This window comes from Fructilactobacillus sp. Tb1 (assembly GCF_050500285.1).
Classification (GTDB): domain Bacteria; phylum Bacillota; class Bacilli; order Lactobacillales; family Lactobacillaceae; genus Fructilactobacillus.
In genome coordinates this window covers 903,320-926,259 of the sequence record NZ_CP191377.1, presented here as the reverse complement: position 1 = coordinate 926,259, position 22,940 = coordinate 903,320, and the positions used below count along the sequence as shown (strand labels likewise).

Here is a 22,940-nt window from a genome sequence, read left to right as displayed (position 1 = left end):
ATAATATTAATCATTTAGAACTTTGTTAACGGCTTTCATAATATAATTTCCATCTTTCATTTTCCTAGAAATATTTTTAACATTCTCACACATTTCTTCAAACTCTTGATCTGTAACATTATTAATAAGATCATTTAAATTGTTTATATTACTAGTTACAATACCAATTTTATTATCAAGGACAAATTTTGCTACAGCTGATTTGTCCCAAACAATTACTGGCATACCTGAGTTTAAATATGAAGATAATTTATATGGATTATTATATTTCAAATAATCACCTAAATTACCAGAAATTGTATTAATTTCATCTCCATCCCAAACAAGGCCAAATCCTTTTCCCATCTTATTTGCCAATACATCAGGAGTTACACTACCATGATAGTTTAACGAATCATTTATGATGGATTTGTCGTCAATATTTCCGTATAAGTTAAACTCTAATGGGGCCTTAACTTCCAATTTACTTATGAAACTTGATTTATTTAAATTCCCAGCAAATGTTATTTCATATTTATATTTACTACTATTTTTAAAAGTAATGTCCTTAGTAACATAATCAAAAACATCTAATGGATATGCTGTTGAACTTAATCCGTTATTTTCAAGTAATTTTATCATGCTATTATTATGTGCAATAACTGCATCATACTTATTAATATAGTTAACTTCATCTTTAACATCTTTAAATATACCGGTGTATCCTCGTAAAGTATCAATATCATGGATAAGTAATATTGTAAATAAATGTTTATTTTTAAGATATTTTATTAAATATTCTTCAAAACTTTTACCTGCATATATTGGATATTGAATTATTACAATATCGCCTGACTTAAAACTTATTTTGTCCAATACACTATTTATTCTAGTTTTGATAAATAGATGTTTATCAAAGAAATCGTGCTTGTACTTTTTCAATTTTATTATATTAAAGCCCATGTTATTACTCAATATAAAATTTATATCATCTTTAGGCTTACTGTTAGCAGTATTAGACCCATCTTGAGATACGTCAATTACAAATTTATTCAAAATAAACTCCTATAATCATTTTTTTATAATATCATTTATTGTCTCGACAAATCTATAATCATAATTATTGTTATATAAGTATTCAATAGATTCTTTGATACTTTTCTCATCTAATTTTTTACCATTAATAAATTCATTTATATATTTTTTTAACTTTATATAATCGCCAACATCATATAGATATCCATTAATTCCATTAATGATTATATCACTTGGTCCAGTTGGGCAATCACTTGAAATACATGGTATACCATAACTTAGAGCCTCAATAAGTGTCATTGGAAAACCTTCAAAATTTGAATTCAGCAATAGTGCATTAACATGTTCAATATTATCGAACGGGTTAGCAACCCACCCATGAAGCACAATATGAGTTTTTAGATTTTTATTATTTTCAACAATTTTTTCAATTTCATCAAAATCATCGCCACCACCAAAAATATTTAATATCCAATTTCCATTAATAGTTTTGAAAAGATCTAATAGTCCACGAAGATTCTTTTGACCATCCAAGATTGTTCTACCAACGTACATAAAAACGCATTGATTATCATCTGGTGTAATAATTCGTTTTTGTCTTGAAACGGGATTATAGATAACTTTTATTTTATTATTTAGTATTCCAATATCATTAAGCTCTTTTTTTATTCCTTTTGAAATAGCTAGATTATAATCAGCATATTTTAGTAATTCCATTTTATTGCCTATGTTACTGTCCTTCGAAGATACGTGAATCCATGAAACTACTTTATATTTTTTTCTGAAAATAGTTTTTATATATTTAGCTATCATTATTTGAACAGGCCCTAAAACAATTAACACTCTACTTTTACAAAGAATACAAAATAAAACCAATCTAATTGTACAAATTAAATTAGTTTTTAATTTTGTAGTGTTTATTTTTTTGCCTTTAAATACTCTATGTATTTCATCATTATTGCCAAGATTTTTAAATACAAAAAAATCCAAATTTAACTTTTCATTTATAAAAGAACTATTAAAGATTTCATTAATAACTGTTAATATCCCACCAGGTGGTATATTACCAATAAATGATATTTTATTATTCATTTGTATTTCCTTCCGACTCAATCTAATGTATATAACAAAGCCATAATTAAATATTGCTTTTTAGTTTATCTAAAAGAATCTGATCATATCTATCTTCATAAATAAAATCAATGCTTTTTTTAATACTTTCTGTATTAAAATCAACTTTTCTAGACACAAATTTCACTAATATATCAGTTAGCTCAGTATAATTACCAATTTCATATAAATATCCATTAACTCCGTCTTTTATAATATCAGATGGTCCAGTTGGACAATCGGTTGAAATACATGGAATACCATAACTAATTGCCTCTGCAAGAGTCATAGGAAAGCCTTCAAAATTAGAATTCAATAACAATGCATTTGCTGTTTTTATCTTTTCAAATGGTTTGTCAATCCATCCATTAACCCTAACATGCTGATTTAAAATATCATTACTATTTACAATTTCTTTTAGTTCTGATAAATCGTCTCCAGAACCATATATATTAAAAATCCAATTTCCATCAATTGACGATAAACAATTTAATAATCCTCTTAAATTTTTTTGACCATCTAAGACTATTCTTCCAACATATACAAATTCACAATGTTTATTATTAGGATAAATTGTTCTTTTTTTCTTACTAACTGGATTATAAATTACACCGATTTTATCATCTGAAATTCCAATATTATTTAACTCATTCTTTATTCCATTTGAAATTGCTAAATTATAATCAGCATATTTCAAAAATTTAAATTTTTTTCCAAGTCCTGGATCAGTACTAGACTTATGCATCCAAGATATAATTTTATACTTTTTTCTGAAAATTTTCTTTACGAAGTGAGCAGTTGCAACTTGTAATGGGCTTAAAATAATTACAGCATTACCACTAAATTTAATTAGATAATTAATGAAGTCTAAAGTCCAACCAATAGAATTTGTTTTTTTACTAAAATTAATTTTAAATTTTTTTTGAAAATTGTCTAAAAAATCCCGATTCGTAGGCCTCCTATACAAAAACATTTCTATTTTAAACTCTTTTTTAAATTTTTTGTCATTTAAAACATGTGACAATACTGTGGAAATTCCATCGTGATCAGGTACAGGCCCAACAATTGAAATTTTTTTCATATAATTTTATTCTCCTAAAATGTTACCATTTTTTATTCTTATAAAATTGAATATATTTTTCTGGCATTAAAGTTGCAAGAATTAATGCAACTTTATATTTTAACGGTAAATAATAAATAGTTGAAAAATTAAGATATTTTTTAAGTACTTTTTTTTGTTGATATGCTGTCCAGTTATTATCATTAAGTATACTTCTATGAACATAGAATAAAATAGTCCTAGCTTTAAAACTACTAAAGTATTTAGGTTTGTTTTTATATCCATTTTCATTTAAAACATAAGCCGTATCATTTATAAACTTCTCACATTTTTCGAATAATTTTGGCTCAAAAGAATTTGTTATAGATCCGTTTCTTTTATGAATTAAATAATATGGATGATCAATAAATGAAACTTCGTCAAAAGAAATTACTGATATATATTTTAAAATAAATAAACTATCTTCAAAAAATGTTTTATTAACAAACTCCAGCTTGTTATTTTTAATTACATCTGAACTATATAGTTTATTCCATGCACCCACATCTAATTCATGATTATCAACTAGATATTTTTCTATCATTTGCTTATTACTTTTATTGTTTTCAAATATAGATTTTGTTTCTTCTACAATATTTCCATTAGGAAATTGTTTTTTTATTCCAGCTACTACTAACTTAGTATTAACAGAATATTTTAACATTTGATTTATATAATTAGGTAAATACTCATCATCATCATCTGAAAACATAAAATATTTACCATTTGCATTTATCATTCCGTTGTTTCTTGCTGCTGATAATCCACTATTTTTTTGTAATACAATTTTTACATTTGTATGATTTTTTGCTAACAATCTTATAATATCTATAGTTTTATCTTTTGATCCATCATCAACAATTACAACTTCAAAGTTAAAATTTCCTTTTTGATTTATTATTGATTTAAAGGCTCTTTCTACTGTTTTTTCAGAATTATAGGTAGTTAAAATTACACTTACATCTAAATTTTGCATAAAACGTTAAATTCCTTTCAAAGATCTCGTCTAAATTTAATAAATATAATTATTTTTCTAATTTATTAGCTAAATCGATGATATATGCTTTTAAACCTTCACTTAAATCATCACGATGTAAACCAAATTCAATGTTAGTTTCTAACCAACTAAGTTTATTACCAGTATCAAAACGGTCACCTTTGAATTCATGAGCATAGACATTTTGAGTTTTGTTCAAAGTATCAATAGCATCAGTTAATTGAACTTCGTTACCCTTACCTGGCTTAGTAGTTTCAAGGACATCCATAATTTCTGGAGTAAATAAGTAACGACCAATGATAGCTAGATCACTAGGTGCATCTTCTGGTTCAGGTTTTTCAACGAATTGTTTAACATCATATAATCCATCTTTAACTTGTTTGTTAGGATCAATCACGCCATATTTAACGGTTTCTTCGTGTGGAACACGCATAACTGCAAGTGTTGAAGCACCTGATTTTTCATAACTGTTAATTAATTGTTGGGTTAAAGGTATTTCGTCAGTCATCAAATCGTCACCAAGCATGACAACAAAAGGATCATTACCAACGAAAGTCTTAGCAGTTAAAACTGCGTCACCTAAACCTTTAGGATAAGCTTGACGAATAAAGTAAATGTTCATGTCATTTGTCTTTTGAACTGCTTTAAGCATTTCAGTTTTACCTTTTTTCTCAAGGTTTTGTTCAAGCAAATATTTTGAAGAGAAGTGATCTTCGATTGAACCTTTGCCACCACTAATGATGATTGCTAAATCAGTAATGCCAGAAGCTTTTGCTTCCTCTACAATATATTGAATTGTTGGAGTATCAACAATTGGTAACATTTCTTTAGGAACGGCTTTAGTTTCTGGTAAGAAACGAGTTCCTAAACCTGCAGCAGGTATAATTGCTTTTCTAACTTTCTTCATTAACTGTCTTACCTTTTTATAATAATTATTATGTCGCTTAAAATCTATTGTGAATGTGCATACATTCTTAGTATACACAATTGGAAAGATTTTATTAAGGGGCATTCAATTTTGTAATATCTTTTTAACAGAATGTATTCAAATTGTAATTGAAAATTCATCTAAACTATGGCCTTGTAGGATTTGAAGTTGTTTTTTTACATTTTTAGGAATGATTTGGCATTCAGTTATTACGTTTATTAATCATAAGTATTGCACAATTTAATATGAACTTTATTCACATAATTCTCAATATTTAAGAAACAATAACTAATTTAAACAAAAAACAGCTTAACTATTAAAAATAGTTAAGCTGTTTTTTGTTTAATCATATTAAAAATGCGTTTCATTTTTTTCGATGTTACTATTAAATTTTCTTTTTACAAATACAATTATTTTTTTAATTAATTGACGATTACCAATTTGAATCCAATTACATTCAACATAATCAATGTGATTTGTTTCAATCCATACATCCATTAACAATTCAGAAATATATCCAAATACACGTGCTTCTTGAACAGAATAATTTGAAATATCAATTTTGCCTTCTAGCTTAAATAAAACACCAAATAAAAATTCACAATAATTATCAAAATAATCTTTCTTCATAATGAACATATTGAACATATGTGCTGATGTATTTTTCATAACCTTATTAAAAGCTGGTAAATATTCAGGATAATCTTCACTAATTATTTTTTTAGTTTCATCAAGAGGTTCTTGATAATGTGCATGAATGTAATGGGAATAATTAGTCTCAATGTAATAGTGACGTTTTCTAGGCAAAATAACTGGCGCCTTTTCTAACATTTGTTCAATTTGACTAGATGTTAATACTTCACTTAATTCACGCTTATGACTCTTACTAAATAGCCGTCGATAATGAACTAATCCAACTACATCAACATCTTTTAAATTTTTCCATGCCCAGTAAATAGCAGTTAATTCATTATAATTGGGATTCTTATCAGAAATGTTATCTCCCTGGTTATCTAATTGAAAACCAACTTGACCATTATAATTTTTATTAGCACCAACTAATATAGGAAGATATAAATCCTTATCTTTTGGCATTGCCGTATCTTTATGAGATGCTACTAGAATTTTCATTTTATCACCTTTTATTTAGTATATAGTTCAAACATCTGTACTAATATTATTCAATTCAAATTATTGTTTTCTTTTAAAATTGGTATAGACAATCACTATTTTATAACACGTATGATATTACGACTTTAATAGTTACACGTCAATATTTTTATAATATTGGTATATGGCACTTCGCGTAATTAATTATAAAATAAAAGGATCTAGTGTATATTAATATTACGTAATCATTATTAAAATAAATAAATGGGGAAAATTATGTCATTTGAATATCAAACAAATAAAATACCAAATAATCAAATAAAAAAATATATGAAAGAAGTAATTTCTTCTTATGATAACAAAAACTATAGATCTGCAATAATTATGCTCCATACGATAGTTTATACAGACTTATATGCTAAATTAATGGATTTAAGAGATATTTATAAAGATGAAAAAGCTACTAAAATACTAAGCGAGTTTTCAAAAAGCACTATCGACATCAGTAAAGAACATTTGTTAAAAGATTTAATCCAAAAACATTATCCAAAAATGCTTAACAACAAATGTTTAGCAACACTTGAAAATTTACGTAATCAAAGAAATTTATGTGCTCATCCTGATTATGATGATTCTATAACCGGGGAATTATTAGCGTCACCAAGCAAAGAAACTGTTGCTAGTTTAATAACAGATAGTATAAATAATATATTAATTTATAAAGAAACATTAGGAAAAAATATCCTTATAGATTTACTTAATACTATATCCAACAAAAAAGAATTACTATCAAATGAAGAACAATTAAAATCATTTTTACAACGAGTTTATTTAAGTCGTTTCAGTTCTGATATATCTAAAAATATATTTAGCCAAATGTTACGTATTTTTCTATGCACAAATGATGCTGAAACAAATCAAAACTTAGATATAATATTTTCAACTATCGAAGCATTCCTAAATTTAGATATACAAAATTATTCAAATATAATTAGCGATGTTATGTCCAAACAAGAAAAAAACATCATAAATGATAGAATTCAATATATTGGTAACCTTTTGTTTGAATTTCCAATACTGTATAACAATATATCTAACAATTCAAGTTTACAAAAATTAAAAGAAAATACTGATATTTCATGTGAAAATTTCAATTTAGAAAATAATTTAAAAAATTATTTTTTATTTGCGAATTCATTATCAGATCATCTAGCAACGCTACTATCCGAAAATAAAGAAATTTTTGCAGAATCTTATTCAATAGAAGAAAATAGCATAATAAAATTTTATAATAAATGTATTTCTGAGGGAAATGTACATCCATTTTCCAACTTCTGTATATCCATGTATATACATTCTCCCCATTTCAGTGATGCTGATTATAGATTTGATAACTTTATAATTCCTTATTTAAATATTTTTTCAAAATCTCAAATTATAAATTTAATTACTGGTGCTGCTAATAATGCTCAATGTTACATGAGATTTCGCGCCTCAAAAGATCACCAAATGATAGAAAGACATTGGAATGAAAAGTACGGTATTAATTGTGACGAGATAAATATAAAAATTAAAAATTTACTAGAAAAATCTAGTAAATCATATTGACTAAAAACAATCTATTTAAACCACTTATTCGCAAAAGCAGCCGTTTTTTGATTGTATTGAACTGGATCAGTTTCTTTAGAATGAGCATGATCAGCTCCACGGACAATCCAAATTTCTTTATCTTTTCCAGCATCATTCTTGTAGTTTTGATAAGCAAATTTGGTTGGTACAAAGTCATCCGCACTTCCATGAATAATAAACAACGGAATGTTGTTATGTTTCAATGTTTCATTCGTATTTGCATCCATGAAATCATACTTCGCTAAAATCCGTGAATACCAGTTAGCAATCGGCAAGATTGGGAATGCTGGTAGATGGAAAATACTATGCAATTCATGACTTAATTCAGCATTGATACTTGAATAACCACAGTCAGCAATCGCAAATTTAGTATTTGAAGGTGCTAATGGCAAAGTATACATAACCGTTGCGGCACCCATACTAATTCCATACATTCCAATTTCACCATGGGGATTGTATTCATTAATTTGTTTCATCCAATTAGCGACATCAATTCGATCAAGCCATCCGTAACCAATGTAATGACCGGTACTATCACCAAACCCACGATTATCAGGGGCTAAAACATTATACCCATCATTATGGAACATTCTGATATAGGTACTCATATGTCGAGCAGAACCACCGTAACCGTGAATTACAATCACCGTTTTATTGGTTGGTTGATCAGCCGTAAAGTAATGGGCTTTTAGAGTTTGTCCATCTTTCGTTTTTTGCGTCCAGATTTGTGAAGTATGGGTATCATACCACTCTGTGTTAGAGCGACTCTTGATTTGATCACTAAATCCCCCACGAGCAAACGCAAAGTTAAAGAGATAGTACATCGCAATTCCACCAATGATAATTAAAATCACCAATAGACTTAGTAATACTCTTGTCCAAACTCGTTTTTGTTTAATTTTCTTTTCTTTGTTTTTCATATATTATGGCTTTCTTTCTAATAAAATATATTAATATGTATACTTACAATTATACCAAACAAAAAGAAGACCCGTGATTATTTACGAATCTTCTTTTTTAATCTGATTAGTCGTCACTTTTAACGTCTTCGGCTTTAATATCATCAACGAGATTATCTTTTGAAATTTTGTTTTTCAAAGTCATTAAGCTAGAATATTGTAACCACATAATGATGGCCATTACGATGTGCAATACCCAACCAACAATTGGAATAAATGCGACGATGGCACAGATAATTCCAATGATGCATTTATTCTTCATTCCAGCTAACTCAATGTTATAACGGTCAGCACCGGGTTCATTTTGTGCTTGAATGGTGAAAATCAATCCAGCAATGTAAAGTCCGGCTAATGCGACTAGTGGTGCACCAGCACTAAGGACAATAATTAATCCACCTAGTACGGGAATCGCACCAATGGTTTCGATAATAGCTGCTACTAAAGTTAAATAGTAGATAATGTTAATTTTTGAATATAGATTGTTGTTCATGTTGTTTCTCCTTTATATGCTATACAACATCTAGTATTATACTATGTATATATCATCAATCATACATATAGAACGGAACAATATAATGGATAAAATCGAAGATAATAACGTAGAATACAAAAGTGAACTTAATAAGCGGCTAAAAAGAGAAATTGTAGCATTTTTAAACAGTAAATATGGTGGAAAAATCCTGTTAGGGGTTGATGACGATACTCGGAAAAATCTACATATTGATAATGATACAAAGCATAGATGGGAAGAAACTATTTCTTCATGGGTATCACAGGCATTCTATCCTGAACCATATAGTTTAATTGAAATATATCCAAATAAAGATCCATTTGAAATAATTGTTCGAGCTGGTAGAAATAAACCTTATTGTATCGCTAGTGAGGGTTTAACCTCAAAAGGTGTATATATCAGAAATGGCAGTTCATCAGAAAAAGCATCTAATGATCAAATCAAAAGAATGATAAATTTATATGGTACTGCCAATATTGACTTTGATTCCGCTATTTCTAAATATCAGGATTTAACTTTTAAAATTGCAAAAGAAACATTAACGGCATTAGGCATAGAATTTAATGCAAAAAAATTAAAGTTAGAGAGCAAAGAAAAATACAACAACGCAGCTTTACTAATAAGTGAACAAAATCCATTTCTAACTAAGCTAGCAGTATTTAATGGATTAGACGTTACTGAATTTAAGGATAAAAAAGAATTTAGTAAATCTATAATCAACCAGATAAATTCAACAATTATATATTTAAATCTTTTAAATAACAAGAAAATAATAATCAATGGTAATGCACAACGTGAGGAGCAATATGACTATCCATTAGTAGCATTACGGGAGGCATTAATAAATGCTTTTGTGCATAGAGATTACACTCTCCATTCCGACATAAAAGTAGAAATTTATGATGATAGATTAGAAATATTTTCCCCTGGTGGTATTCCAGATGGTTTATCTTTAGAGGAAATAAAAGAAGGAAATACAGCTGCCAGAAATCCTAAATTGATATTTATACTAAACAAAATGCAATTTATCGAAAATTACGGTACTGGTTTGAAACGTATAATTAACTCTTATACTGGATTTAATAAGCAACCAGAATTTATAGTGAGAGAAAATTCTTTTAAAGTTATTTTATATAATAAAAACTATTCAAGTAACACTATTCGTTCATCAATCTATACAAATGATGAATCAGCAGTACTAACCCTATTAGCTAATGCAACAATTCCATTAAGTAGAAAAGATATTGAATCATCTTTAGATATTAGTACTAGTAAACTCCATAGATTATTAAGCAAATTAAAAGAAAATAATAAAATAAAAATGATTGGTAACAGACGTGCTGCAAAATACAAAATAATGCAACAATAGTGCGATAATAATGCAACAATAGTGCGATAATAATGCAACAATAGTGCGATAATAATGCAACAATAGTGCGATAATAATGCAACAATAGTGCGATAATAATGCAACAATAGTGCGATAATAATGCAACAATAGTGCGATAATAACATTAGAAATTATAAGTAATAATTTGGAACTAAAAACAATTAAAATAAAAATTCCTTGATATCCATAATACTAATTGGTTATCAAGGGATTTTTATTTTATGTTAGTTACCAATCATGTTCCGGTCCATAAATTAAGTCTTCTGGGGCAGTTTTCAAAGTATCCAATAAATATTCCCGATAAATTTCTGGTTTCACTGGAATTGGCTGGGTTATCCAATCTTCTATTGAACCAATCATCGTATAAGTATACACACTAACAGCTGAACTCTTAGGAATCGGATTACTATTATCATAATTTTTAAACACTACATCTCGCACAAGCGGACGATATTTTTTGATTAAAAATTGGACCCATCGTCCCTTAAGATCAGAGGTGTAGAATAATTTCATTTCGTCACGATGTTCATAGATTGCATTGGTAAATAGTACAAAACCCTTAGTTACCAATTCATCAGTATCTTTAATCCTCATGAAATTACCCATATCTAAGCTACTGCTAACCATCTCAATGGCATAATCGGCAACTTCTACCATACTTCTAAAATTATTATAGTATGATCTCCGAGATACTCCGGCTTCATTAATTAAATTTGACGCATTAATTTCTGTAATTGGAATTATAGCCACTTCATCAATGAAAGCTTCTGCGATACTATCTTTAACCCTACTCATCTAATCATCCCTATTCCAGTATTTATTTCAAAACAAAAAAGAATGCCCACAAAATATGGACATTCTTTTAAATATGAGCAGTCAAGGACTTGAACCCCAATCTCACGGACAAAGAATCCGTTGCTCTAACAGTTGAGCTAACCGCTCGATTAACTTACAAGAACAATTATAACAAGACAACATTAATTTATGCAAGCTAAATTTAACAAAATTAAGAAAAAAACAATCAAATTAATTGTTTGATTGTTTTCTACTATATTAATTATTCAATTACCAAAATGTTTTCCGCATTTAACTTAAATGCTTCTTTCTTTTGGCTCTTCATACTACGTTCTTGATAATTAACTTCAACAGTATGCCCTTGACTCCGTAATTCAAAGGCTTTCCCTAAGGCTTTATCAAAAATGGTGTTAATTTCATCCGCTTCTTTACCCTTAGTATCAGTACAGATAAAGTAATCGATAGCGTTTTCTGAGTCTTTAGTTTCCACAACTGTCGCAAGTCGTTCTTCACCAAAGGCAAAACCAACTCCACCCATTTCTGGACCACCGAATTCTTGGACCATGTTATTGTAACGACCACCAGCACAGATAGTAGTGTAATCATCACCAAAGGCAGCTGCTTTAGCTTGAATTTCAAATACAGTATCAGTGTAGTAATCCAAACCACGCACTAAACGATCATCAACGGTGTAGTCCACTTTCAAGATATCCAAAGCCTTCTTCAAGTCATTGAAGTAGTTCTTTGAACGATCATTTAAGCTATCCTCTAGCTTAGGAGCGTTAGCAACAATCTTTTGATCATTTTTATCTTTACTATCTAAAATACGTAATGGATTTTGTTCCAAACGACGTTGTGAATCGCCACTAAGTTCATCTTTGAATTGTTCAAAGTATTCCACTAAAGTATCACGGTAAGCATCACGACTTTCGTCATCACCCAAAGTATTCAATTCGACACGTAAATCATGAATATCTAAACCTTGGAAAATATCGATGGCTAAACGAATTACTTCAGCATCAATTTGAGGACTAACAGCACCGATGGTTTCACAACCAATTTGGTGGAATTCACGGTTATGGGTTGCACCAGGACGTTCATATCTAAACATTGGTCCCATGTAGTAAGTTTTTACTGGCTTTGGATGTTCTGGTCCAAATAATTTATTTTCCACGAAAGAACGCACGATTCCGGCAGTTCCTTCAGGACGAAGTGTGATACTCCGACCACCCTTGTCTTCGAATGTGTACATTTGTTTTGTAACGATATCTGATGAATCACCAGAAGTACGACTAAATACTTCGGTTTTTTCCACCATTGGAGTTCTCATTTCAGCATAGTTGTATCTTGAGAAAACATCACGTGCAGTTCCTTCAATTCGTTGCCAAACTGCAGTTTCATTAGGAAGAATATCTTCCATTCCTCGTACTCGTTTGAATTTTCCGTCCATTGTCATCCTGCTTTCTTGTTTAAATCTAGATATTTAAATTTTACCATTAATTACCGGTTTTTTGGGTAAATGGCGGATAATATCATCAAAATGTAATTTGATAATTCGGTTACGTACATTTTTTATATTACAATTTGATTTCGTTCGTAATTTCTTTTGCTTTTCCGCTTTTTTTCTGATAATCTATTATATTAATAACTACAACTTAATAACTGGAGGATTTTTTCATGGATAATTGGGAAAACAAGTTTGGCGAACATCAATCATTAACGTTTGATGACGTGTTATTGATTCCGGCAGCAAGTGACGTGCTACCTAATCAAGTAAGCTTAAAAACAAAATTAGGCAATAATCTTCTCTTAAACATTCCGGTACTTAGTGCCGCTATGGATACCGTCACAGAAACAGCAATGGCAATTGAGATGGCCCAAAAAGGTGGTCTAGGTGTAATTCACAAGAATATGTCACCTGACGACCAAGCTGCTCAAGTCGCAGCGGTTAAAGCAGCTGACGTTGAGGGCGATAACGCCGCTGTTGACGACCAAGGTCGTTACCTTGTTGCCGCAGCCGTTGGTATTAATGGAGAAACTTTTGATCGTGCCACTGCATTATTTAATGCTGGTGCTGATGCAATCGTTCTTGATACTGCTCATGGTCATTCAAAAGGTGTGCTTGATAAAATTGCCGAAATCAGAAGTCAATTTCCAGATAAGACTTTGATTGCCGGTAACATTGCTACTGCAGCTGCTACTAAAGCATTATTCGATGCTGGTGCTGACGTTGTTAAAGTTGGAATTGGACCTGGTTCAATTTGTACTACTCGAGTAGTTGCTGGTGTGGGTGTCCCTCAAATCACTGCTGCTTACGATTGTGCCAAAGTTGCTGAAGAATACGGCAAACAAATCATCGTTGATGGTGGGATGCAATATTCTGGTGATATTGCTAAAGCCCTTGCAGCTGGTGGTGACGCAGTTATGCTAGGTAGCATGCTTGCTGGTACTACTGAAGCTCCTGGTGAAGTTTTCTTCGATGAAAATGGTGAACAATTTAAAGTTTACCGTGGTATGGGATCAATTCCTGCCATGGAAAATGGTTCTTCAGATCGTTACTTCCAAGGTAAAGTTAAAGCTGAAAAGAAACTTGTTCCTGAAGGTATCGAAGGTAAGACTGAATACAAAGGTGATGCCGCAGACATTATCTACCAAATGGTTGGTGGTCTTCGTGCAGCCATGGGATACACTGGTTCACACACTATTCCAGATATGCACAAAGCTCAATTTGTTCGTATCTCTGGTGCCGGTTTACGTGAATCACATCCTCATGATGTTATCATCACTAAGGATGCCCCTAACTACAAGAAATAATAGGTGAAATAATTATGGTAAAAACTGAACGTAATTACGACTCTGTAGTTGTCCTTGACTTTGGTAGTCAATACAACCAACTAATTACTCGTCGTGTTCGTGAAATGGGTGTTTATTCAGAACTTAAACCCCACACTATGACAGCGAAAGAAATCAAAGCCATGAACCCCAAAGCCATCATCTTCTCTGGTGGTCCTAACAGTGTTAATGGTGCTGGTGCTCTTGCTGTTGATCCAGAAATCTTTAACTTAGGTCTTCCTATCTTAGGGATTTGTTATGGAATGCAATTAATGGCCAAAGATCTTAAAGGTGGAGAAATTGTAACCGCCGATAATAGTGAATATGGTCAAGCTCAAATCGAAGTTACAGACCCTGACTCAAACCTTTTCAAAGGTATGAACGACAAACAAACTGTTTTAATGAGTCACGGTGACTTTGTTACCAAAGTTCCTGATGGTTTTGAAATCACTGCTACTAGTGGTTCATGCCCTATCTCAGCTATGGCTGACCCCAAACGTGGTTTCTACGCCGTACAATTCCATCCTGAAGTTAACTTAACTGAAGAAGGACTCGAAATGTTACGTCACTTCGTCTTTGATATTGCTGGTGCCAAAGCCAACTGGTCAATGGATGACTTCATTGAAGACGCGATTGCTAACATCAAAGAAACTGTTGGTGATAAAAAAGTGCTTCTTGGTCTATCTGGTGGAGTTGATTCATCAGTAGTTGCTGTACTTTTACACCGTGCAATCGGTGACCAACTTATCTCAGTTTTCGTTGACCACGGTTTGTTACGTAAAAATGAAGCGCAACAAGTACTTCATTCATTAGGTGACGACTTTGGTTTGAACATTGATTTCGTGGATGCTAGTGACCTCTTCTTAGGTAAACTAAAAGGTGTTACTGATCCTGAAACTAAACGTAAAATCATTGGTAAAGAATTTATCGAAACTTTCTCAAATGAAGCTCGTAAATTCGATGGTGTTGAATTCTTAGCTCAAGGTACGCTTTACACTGATGTAATTGAATCAGGTACTGATACTGCTCAAACTATCAAATCTCATCATAACGTTGGTGGTCTTCCTGATGACTTGAAATTCAAGTTGATTGAACCACTTAACAAGTTATTCAAAGATGAAGTTCGTGAACTTGGTGAAAAATTGGGAATGCCTAAAGCCTTAGTATGGCGTCAACCATTCCCAGGTCCTGGTTTAGCAATCCGTATCATCGGTGAAGTTACTCCAGAACGTTTGAAAATGGTTCGTGATTCTGACGCAATCTTGCGTGATGAATTTGCCAAAGCTGGTTTAAACAAGACTGTCTGGCAATACTTTACTGCCCTTCCTGGTATTCGCAGTGTTGGTGTTATGGGTGACGAACGTACTTACGACGAAGCCGTTAACATCCGTGCCGTAACTTCTGTTGATGGAATGACAGCTGAATTTGCTGAAGTTCCTTGGGAAGTACTTGGTAAGGTTTCAAAACGTATCGTAGATGAAGTAGCGGGAGTTAACCGTGTACTTTACGATATTACAGGTAAGCCACCTGCAACAATTGAATACGAATAATAATGAAGCACTCAGAATTTTATTCTGGGTGTTTTTTCTTAATAAAATATTAACTTTCTTTCCAATGTGAATTGACACACTTATTTTTTTATACTAACATTTAAGGTTGTATGCATTATAAAAAATCAACGTTTATACATAATTTTTAATGTTTATTAGAAATAATTTTTACACGTTAGATTAAATTACACGAAAAGAAGGGCAATATGAAAATAAGATATTCTATCGAAATTTTAGTTACCATCCTACTTGTTGTATGTGGAATTTACAGTTTACTCCCAAGTCATCAACACGTGACTGAATACAAGATTGACCATGGACAAATGTCATATAATGGTAACCTGTTGAATCACAAGTTTGATAAGGAAGGTAAGCTTACCTATGCCGACCACGATTCTTATAAAGGTGACTTTAAAGATGGCCAATTTAACGGTAAAGGTACCTTTACTTCTAAAGATCACTGGACATACACTGGTACTTTCAAAGACGGTGTTCCTGATGGTCACGGAAAACTAGTTATTAATGGTAAAACTTACCAAGGTAATTTTAAGAAAGGACAACTTGTAAATGCGCATTAAATGGTTTAGTTTCATTCGAATTGTAGGTCTTGTATCTGTATTAAGTTATCACTTTTTTAAAAATGCTTATCCTGGTGGTTTTATCGGGGTGGATGTTTTCTTCACTTTCTCAGGATTCCTAATCACTGCTTTAATGATTGATGAATTCGCTAAAAGCGATGGTTTCAGATTAATCGCTTTCTACCGGAGAAGATTCTATCGAATTGTTCCGCCACTGATTATTTCCGTATTAGTCGTGATTCCGTTTACTTACTTAGTGAGCCGTGATTACATTACTGGTTTAGGTAAACAAGTTGCTGCTGCATTTGGTTTTGTCACTAACTACTTTGAAATTTTAACTGGTGGTAGTTACGAAACTAAATTCATCCCTCATCTTTTTGTGCACACTTGGTCACTGGCCGTTGAAATGCATTTTTACCTCTTATGGGGACTAATCATTTTCATCGTAGCTGGAATTATTGGACATTTAAAATCTAACAGTGCTAAAAAATTATTAACTTTCAAAATTTTCGTATTTATTCTTTCATTAATCTTCTTTATTGCCAGTGCCCTACTGATGGCAGTTAAGAGTAAAGGATTGACTGACTTCTCTCCAGTTTACTTTTCAAGTCTAACTCATTGTTTCCCATTCTTTATTGGGGCAATGGTGTCTACTTTCTCTGGAATTAAGAGTCTTTCAAAACCATTCAAATGGGTTTCAAATCATTTGAATGCTCCACTTTTAACTATTTTATTAATTCTTTCATTTGTTGCAATTTTTGTGCTTGGTTTCAAATTAGACTTTGATGAACGCGCAACTTATACTTATGGAATCTTACTTGCTAGTATCATTGCTAGTTTTTCAATTATGTTTGCGAGAATGCTTCATGACCACACACCTAATGTGAATGAACCTAAATGGGCTACTTTCATTGCTGATACTAGTTACAGTATGTACCTATATCACTGGCCTCTTTTCGTAATCTTCTCTCAAATCATGGCAGTTGGCCCTGCTGTAATTTTAACTATCGGAGTTGGATTACCTTGTTCTGCCATTTCTTATTACATTATTGAACCTGAAATTGCCGGTAAACACACTAAGATTGTGGATCGTTTCCGTCCTTACAAATCCCTTAAAGTGCTTAACTTTGCCGTTGCCATTGCCTTGGCAATTACAACTATGTACACAATTAAGATTGCTCCAAATCTAACTAATTTGGAAAATCGTCTTTGGGTAAGTGGATTGACTCAATCAAGAGACCAAATGAGTACTTACAAAGATCTTCTAGTTGGTTCTCATGATGATCATAGTAGTGCTACTAACACTCCAATTGATAAGATTCCTGCTGGAGTTTCTATCATTGGTGATAGTGTTACATCCGGAACTCGTGATTACCTTGGAAGTCATGTGGCTAAGAGTACCATTGACGCCAAAGGTGATCGTTCAATGGACTTAGCATATAACGTTATTATGGCCGCTCAAAAGAACCATATTCTTAGAAAGAACGTTGTTTTATGTATTGGTACTAATGCTTTAGACGGTACTGACAAACAATTATCTAAGATTGTGAAGAATCTTGAACCCGGTCATCATTTAATCATTATGACTCCTTATGATCGCCGTGCTGATCCAAGTTGGAATTCATCTAAACTTGCTGTCTTTGAACGGACTTTACCAGCCAAATACAATTACATCGTGATTGCTGATTGGCAAAAAGTTGCTGCCAAACATCCAGAAGTCTTTGATGGAACTGACGGTGTTCACTTTGCTGGACGTCATGAAGGTGACGTAATTTACGCACAAACAGTTAATGCTGGACTTAAAGAAGCCAACAAGAAACCAGTAAAGAAATAACCTAAAAAAGAGATGAAAAATTTCATCTCTTTTTTCATACTCAACTATATTAATCTAAGAATTTTTCCTGTATACTTAAGTTAATGAGTAACAGCCTGGTGTGCCATTCGGTTCCAGGCTCTTTTTTTGCGTTTTATTAAGGAGTTTGTCTATGAAAAGTTTTAAAATCCAAACTCTCATTCTAATTTCAATTGCTTTCATGCTAGGAATGAGCGAGTTTATTATTGTTGGAGTCTTAGGTGATATTGCCGATACATTCCACGTTAGTATCGCCAGTGTTGGTTTATTAACGACCATTTTTGCCGTCATTTATGCCATTTCAACGCCCATTTTATCATTAATGGTTGGTGAACATCGTTTAAATAAAGTGATGCTCTTAATCATGTCGGTGTTTATCTTTGGAAATATCCTATCAGCAATTGCTCCCAATTTCTTAGTCCTCACAATTTCTCGAGTGATTACTGCCCTAGTTTCTGGAATTACGATTTCAATTGCAATTACTTTTGCTACTTACATTACTCCGAAGGAAAAACGAGCCTGGATTGTTTCCTGGGTCTTTTCTGGATTTAGTATTGCATCCGTTTTCGGGGTCCCTACTGGAACTTGGCTTAGTAATCAAGTTGGTTGGCGAGTAACTTTCTGGATCATTGCTATTTTAACTTTCTTAGTTATGTTAGCTTTCAACTTTGCCCTTCCTCACGACTTACGGCAACAAAAAGTGGAACACTTTACCGATCAATTTAAGATTTTAAAAGATAAACAAATCTTACTAGGAATTTTAGTTCCAGTGCTTGCCTTAGGTGGAGTTTACGTGGTTTATACTTACGTCACACCAATGTTAACTAATTCATTTGGTTACAGCATTAACTTCGTCACGATTTACCTTGTGATCTATGGAATTGCTTGTTTAATGAGTAATCAAACTGCTGGTCGGTTAGCATCACGGAATGGTTTGCAACGAGTTTTTAAGTATTACGTAATTCAAACAATCGCTTTACTAGGTGTCTCTGTGTTCTACAAAATGCCAGTTGTTGATTTAGTTTTAATCATCATTTTAGGTTTTACCATCTACCTTGCTGGTGCAACAACTCAACTTTTCTACATGCACATTGCGGAAACTCGATATCCTCAAGCATTAGTTTTAGCTTCATCATTTAACCCCATTTTCAGTAACGTCGGAATTGCGCTAGGTTCCTTTACTGGTGGACTAATCGTTAATTCTGTGGGAATGCCTTTCTTGGGTCTTGGTGGTGCAATTTATACTGCCATTCTATTAATTGTTCTCTGGATTTTAACCCATAAATTTAAAAATTAAGCCAAATAAAAGCCAATCATTGTTATTGATGAGTGGCTTTTTTTATACGAAAAACCGAAAATTAACCATTGACACAATTTATTATTCGTCTTATACTTTAAAAAACTTAAATAAATCTTAAGCGAAAGGAAATTACCCTCATGTCAATGGCAGCATACATCATTATTATTTTATTATTCATTTTAGCCTTACCAATTATTAAAAATTGTGTTGATAATAAAATGCTACTTTGGCATAGGTAACTTTCCAAAAGTCCACACAGTATCAAAATTAAACTGTGGGACCAAATACTAATTACAATTTAGTCCCTTGTTCACTGAACTGAGGGACTTTTTATATACCGAAAAGGAGTTGGTGCTCAGGCTACATGATTCAATACATTCAAAGGAGAGCAACAAAATGTCTAATCAAGAAATCTTAAATCAAGAACAGAAACATTATGCAAAAGCTTCTCGAATCAAATATTTCGATATCGTAATCAAATCTGGTAAAGGCGCTATTTTAACTGACGAAGATGATAATCAATACATTGATTTATTATCGAGTGCCTCAGCAACTAACACCGGTCATAGCTATCCGCACGTCGTGAAAGCAATTCAAGATCAAGCCGCTAAGTTAATTCAATACACACCCGCTTACTTTGCAACTGCACCGGAAGCGCGTTTAACTCCCCGCTTGGCCAAACTTGCTCCCATCGACGGACCTGTCAAAGTTGCATATGGGAACTCTGGCTCCGACGCAAACGATGCCATTATCAAATTTGCCCGCGCATATACTGGTCGTCAATACATTGTTAGTTTCACTGGTGCCTATCATGGTTCTACATATGGTTCAATTTCAACTTCTGGAGTTAGTTTAAACATGACCCGCAAAATTGGTCCGTTACTTCCCGGAGTAGTCAAAGTTCCGTTTCCTAGTCCTTGGTATCGCTTGCCGGGTGAATCAGACGATGACTTTTCTGACCGAATGTTTGATGCTTTCAAGTTACCCTTTGAAACATATTTACCTGCTGACGAAACAGCCTTAATCGAAATTGAAGCAATTCAAGGAGATGGTGGTTTTCTTAAAGCACCAGAACGTTATCTAAACAAGGTTTATCAATTTGCACATGAACATGGAATTTTATTTGCCGTTGATGAAGTTAATCAAGGATTAGGACGAAGTGGGAAAATGTGGTCAATTCAACATTTTCCAGATGTCCATCCTGATTTAATTGCCGTTGGTAAATCAATTGCTTCTGGACTCCCACTTAGCGCTGTTTTAGGCCGTGCTGAGGTAATGGACGCCCTTGATGCACCCGGTAACGTTTACACCACTGCAGGTAATCCCGTAACGACAGCTGCTGCTAATGCAACGTTAGATGTCATTGAGAATGAACACTTAGTCAACAGAAGTGCACAATTAGGCGAGCACGCACGCGAATTTTTTGGTAAAATGAAAGATAAATTTAGTTTTATTGGTGATGTGCGTATTTATGGACTAAATGGTGGAATCGATATTGTGGATCCTAAGACTGGAAAAGCTGACGATGACGCCGCTACTCAATTAATCACACGAATCTTTGAATTAGGTGCTTTAATGATTACTGTTCGTGGAAACATCTTACGTTTCCAACCACCTTTGGTTATTAAAGAAGCTGATTTAGACAAAGCTTTCAAAATTATTGAACAAGCAATGCAGGAATTAAATGATGGTAAATTACCTCCAGCCAAACAGATGGGCTGGTAATATTTTTAAGGAGCATGACATGAAAAACATTTTCAAAAAAATGAATGAGAAAGTCGACTTTCATTTTTACGCGTCAAAAGATAAACATCTTAAAAAGACTATGACAGTTAAGGATTTCTTAGCTTTAGGTCTTGGTACTATTCTTTCAACTTCAATTTTCACCCTTCCAGGTTTAGTTGCAGCTAAATTTACTGGACCCGCAGTTGTTATTTCATTCTTATTAGCTGCCGTCGTTGCTGGTTTAGTGGCAATGAACTATGCTGAAATGGCTTCTGTTCTTCCATTTGCCGGATCAGCCTACTCATGGATTTCCGTATTATTCGGTAAATTCTGGGGTTGGATTGTTGGTTGGGCACTACTTGCTGAATACCTAATTGCCGTAGCCTTCGTTGCCGCTGGTATTTCTGCCAATGTCCAAGGTTTATTCTCGCCACTGGGTTGGAAATTGCCAAATGCTTTAGCTAACCCACTTGGAACAAACGGTGGTGTAATCGATTTAGTTGCCGTCTTGGTAGTTGCCTTGGTTACTTTCCTACTTGTTCGTGGTGATAAAGAAACAACTAAAGTTGCTAACGTTTTAGTTGTTTTGAAATTACTTGCTATTGTTACTTTCGTAGTTGTTGGTGCTACTGCAATCAAAGCCCAAAACTACGTGCCATTCTTCCCTAAACCACATGCACTTCCTGATGGAACTCAATTCCTTGGTGGTTGGTCAGGTATCTACGCTGGTATCTCAACTATCTTCCTTTCATACATCGGTTTTGATTCTATTGCTGCTAACTCTGCTGAAGCTAAAGATCCTCAAAAGACAATGCCTCGTGGTATTATCGGATCATTATTGATCGGTACTGTCTTCTTCGTAGCCGTTTCATTGGTTATGGTTGGTATGTTCAAATACTCAGAATACTTTGGTAACGCAGAACCCGTTGGTTGGGCACTTCGTCAACAAGGTCATGTTCTTATCGCTTCTGTTGTTCAAGCTGTTGCCGTTGTTGGTATGTTGGTAGCCTTGATTGGTATGATGATGGCTGGATCACGTTTGATTTACTCATTCGGTCGTGACAAGATGGTTCCAAAAGCTTTCGGTAAATTGAGTAGCAAACAAATTCCTAAGAACGCCCTTTGGGTAATCACTGGAGTTGGTATCGTAATGGGTGCAATCTTCCCATTCACTTTCCTTGCACAACTTATCTCAGCTGGTACTTTGATCGCCTTCATGGCTGTTTCACTTGCAATGTACCCATTGAGAAAACGTGAAGGTAAAGATCTTCCCGAAGCTGGTTACAAACAACCATTGTTCCCAGTTCTTCCTATCCTTGGTTTCCTAGGTTCATTGGCTATCTTCATGGGTCTTGATATCCAAGCTAAGCTTTACTCAATCGTTTGGTTTGTAATTGGGGTTATCATCTACTTCATATATGGTATGAAACATTCTAACTCAGACGTTGATTTTGCTGATACTGATTCAGAAGTTAACGAAAACTTATAATAACTTAATAAAATTCATTTAAAAAGAGAGGTTTTTTTACCTCTCTTTTTTGTTTCATACTATAATATAGTT

General features: G+C 32.8%; 19 protein-coding genes and 1 tRNA gene. 9 read left to right on the top strand and 11 right to left on the bottom strand.

Annotated elements, in window-relative coordinates:
• Window positions 1–6: 6 nt before the first annotated feature.
• The 6 genes from ACQW5G_RS04810 to ACQW5G_RS04785 all read right to left on the bottom strand — a co-directional run bounded on the left by ACQW5G_RS04810 (window position 7) and on the right by ACQW5G_RS04785 (window position 6,279).
• Entirely contained in the window at window positions 7–1,035 is a 1,029-nt protein-coding gene (locus tag ACQW5G_RS04810) for a hypothetical protein (RefSeq protein WP_429970336.1), read from the bottom strand.
• Between the two features lie 15 nt (window positions 1,036–1,050).
• Window positions 1,051–2,106: a glycosyltransferase gene (locus ACQW5G_RS04805; protein WP_429970335.1), complete on the bottom strand. Its 1,056-nt coding sequence runs from the start codon at window positions 2,104–2,106 to the stop codon at window positions 1,051–1,053.
• Window positions 2,107–2,152: 46 nt separating this feature from the next.
• Complete coding sequence (locus ACQW5G_RS04800) at window positions 2,153–3,205, bottom strand: glycosyltransferase (protein ID WP_429970334.1); 1,053 nt, start codon at window positions 3,203–3,205, stop codon at window positions 2,153–2,155.
• A 22-nt stretch (window positions 3,206–3,227) separates the two neighbouring features.
• Window positions 3,228–4,199, bottom strand: coding sequence for a glycosyltransferase family 2 protein (locus tag ACQW5G_RS04795; RefSeq protein WP_429970333.1), 972 nt, complete (start codon window positions 4,197–4,199; stop codon window positions 3,228–3,230).
• A 49-nt stretch (window positions 4,200–4,248) separates the two neighbouring features.
• A complete protein-coding gene (gene galU / locus ACQW5G_RS04790; protein ID WP_429970332.1) occupies window positions 4,249–5,127 on the bottom strand; it encodes a UTP--glucose-1-phosphate uridylyltransferase GalU in 879 nt (292 codons plus the stop codon).
• Between the two features lie 372 nt (window positions 5,128–5,499).
• The gene (locus tag ACQW5G_RS04785) at window positions 5,500–6,279 is read right to left on the bottom strand and encodes a DUF4422 domain-containing protein (protein WP_429970331.1); all 780 of its coding nucleotides are present in this window, start codon (window positions 6,277–6,279) and stop codon (window positions 5,500–5,502) included.
• A 255-nt stretch (window positions 6,280–6,534) separates the two neighbouring features.
• Here ACQW5G_RS04785 and ACQW5G_RS04780 point away from each other — a divergent pair, with 255 nt between their 5' ends.
• Entirely contained in the window at window positions 6,535–7,866 is a 1,332-nt protein-coding gene (locus ACQW5G_RS04780; RefSeq protein ID WP_429970330.1) for a hypothetical protein, read from the top strand.
• Window positions 7,867–7,877: 11 nt separating this feature from the next.
• On the opposite strand, the gene ACQW5G_RS04775 is transcribed toward ACQW5G_RS04780, so the two are convergent.
• Window positions 7,878–8,807 (bottom strand): alpha/beta hydrolase, encoded by a 930-nt coding sequence (locus tag ACQW5G_RS04775; RefSeq protein ID WP_429970329.1) that lies wholly within the window; start codon window positions 8,805–8,807, stop codon window positions 7,878–7,880.
• A gap of 106 nt (window positions 8,808–8,913) precedes the next feature.
• On the bottom strand, window positions 8,914–9,336 hold the full coding sequence (locus tag ACQW5G_RS04770; RefSeq protein WP_429970328.1) for a hypothetical protein: 423 nt from the start codon (window positions 9,334–9,336) through the stop codon (window positions 8,914–8,916).
• A gap of 85 nt (window positions 9,337–9,421) precedes the next feature.
• Here ACQW5G_RS04770 and ACQW5G_RS04765 point away from each other — a divergent pair, with 85 nt between their 5' ends.
• Window positions 9,422–10,726, top strand: coding sequence for an ATP-binding protein (locus ACQW5G_RS04765; RefSeq protein ID WP_429970327.1), 1,305 nt, complete (start codon window positions 9,422–9,424; stop codon window positions 10,724–10,726).
• Window positions 10,727–10,975: 249 nt separating this feature from the next.
• Here the strand turns inward: ACQW5G_RS04765 and ACQW5G_RS04760 are convergent, their stop codons facing one another.
• From ACQW5G_RS04760 to hisS, 3 genes are all read right to left on the bottom strand, one after another.
• A complete protein-coding gene (locus ACQW5G_RS04760; RefSeq protein ID WP_429970326.1) occupies window positions 10,976–11,542 on the bottom strand; it encodes a TetR-like C-terminal domain-containing protein in 567 nt (188 codons plus the stop codon).
• 74 nt (window positions 11,543–11,616) lie between these two features.
• A tRNA-Lys gene (locus ACQW5G_RS04755) sits at window positions 11,617–11,689 on the bottom strand.
• 115 nt (window positions 11,690–11,804) lie between these two features.
• Window positions 11,805–12,992 carry a histidine--tRNA ligase gene (gene hisS / locus ACQW5G_RS04750; RefSeq protein ID WP_429970325.1) on the bottom strand — a complete coding sequence of 396 codons (1,188 nt, stop codon included), beginning with the start codon at window positions 12,990–12,992 and terminating at the stop codon, window positions 11,805–11,807.
• A 227-nt stretch (window positions 12,993–13,219) separates the two neighbouring features.
• Here hisS and guaB point away from each other — a divergent pair, with 227 nt between their 5' ends.
• The 7 genes from guaB to ACQW5G_RS04715 all read left to right on the top strand — a co-directional run bounded on the left by guaB (window position 13,220) and on the right by ACQW5G_RS04715 (window position 22,868).
• Window positions 13,220–14,356 (top strand): IMP dehydrogenase, encoded by a 1,137-nt coding sequence (gene guaB, locus ACQW5G_RS04745; RefSeq protein ID WP_429970324.1) that lies wholly within the window; start codon window positions 13,220–13,222, stop codon window positions 14,354–14,356.
• Between the two features lie 14 nt (window positions 14,357–14,370).
• Window positions 14,371–15,924, top strand: a complete 1,554-nt coding sequence (gene guaA / locus ACQW5G_RS04740) for a glutamine-hydrolyzing GMP synthase (RefSeq protein ID WP_429970323.1) — start codon at window positions 14,371–14,373, stop codon at window positions 15,922–15,924.
• Window positions 15,925–16,130: 206 nt separating this feature from the next.
• Window positions 16,131–16,502, top strand: a complete 372-nt coding sequence (locus ACQW5G_RS04735) for a hypothetical protein (RefSeq protein WP_429970322.1) — start codon at window positions 16,131–16,133, stop codon at window positions 16,500–16,502.
• Window positions 16,492–18,336, top strand: a complete 1,845-nt coding sequence (locus ACQW5G_RS04730) for an acyltransferase family protein (protein ID WP_429970321.1) — start codon at window positions 16,492–16,494, stop codon at window positions 18,334–18,336. The genes ACQW5G_RS04735 and ACQW5G_RS04730 overlap by 11 nt, the downstream gene beginning before the upstream one ends.
• 151 nt (window positions 18,337–18,487) lie before the next feature.
• Window positions 18,488–19,651 carry an MFS transporter gene (locus ACQW5G_RS04725; RefSeq protein ID WP_429970320.1) on the top strand — a complete coding sequence of 388 codons (1,164 nt, stop codon included), beginning with the start codon at window positions 18,488–18,490 and terminating at the stop codon, window positions 19,649–19,651.
• Between the two features lie 399 nt (window positions 19,652–20,050).
• Complete coding sequence (locus ACQW5G_RS04720) at window positions 20,051–21,379, top strand: aspartate aminotransferase family protein (RefSeq protein WP_429970319.1); 1,329 nt, start codon at window positions 20,051–20,053, stop codon at window positions 21,377–21,379.
• Window positions 21,380–21,398: 19 nt separating this feature from the next.
• Window positions 21,399–22,868: an APC family permease gene (locus tag ACQW5G_RS04715; protein WP_429970318.1), complete on the top strand. Its 1,470-nt coding sequence runs from the start codon at window positions 21,399–21,401 to the stop codon at window positions 22,866–22,868.
• The last annotated feature ends 72 nt before the right edge of the window (window positions 22,869–22,940 follow it).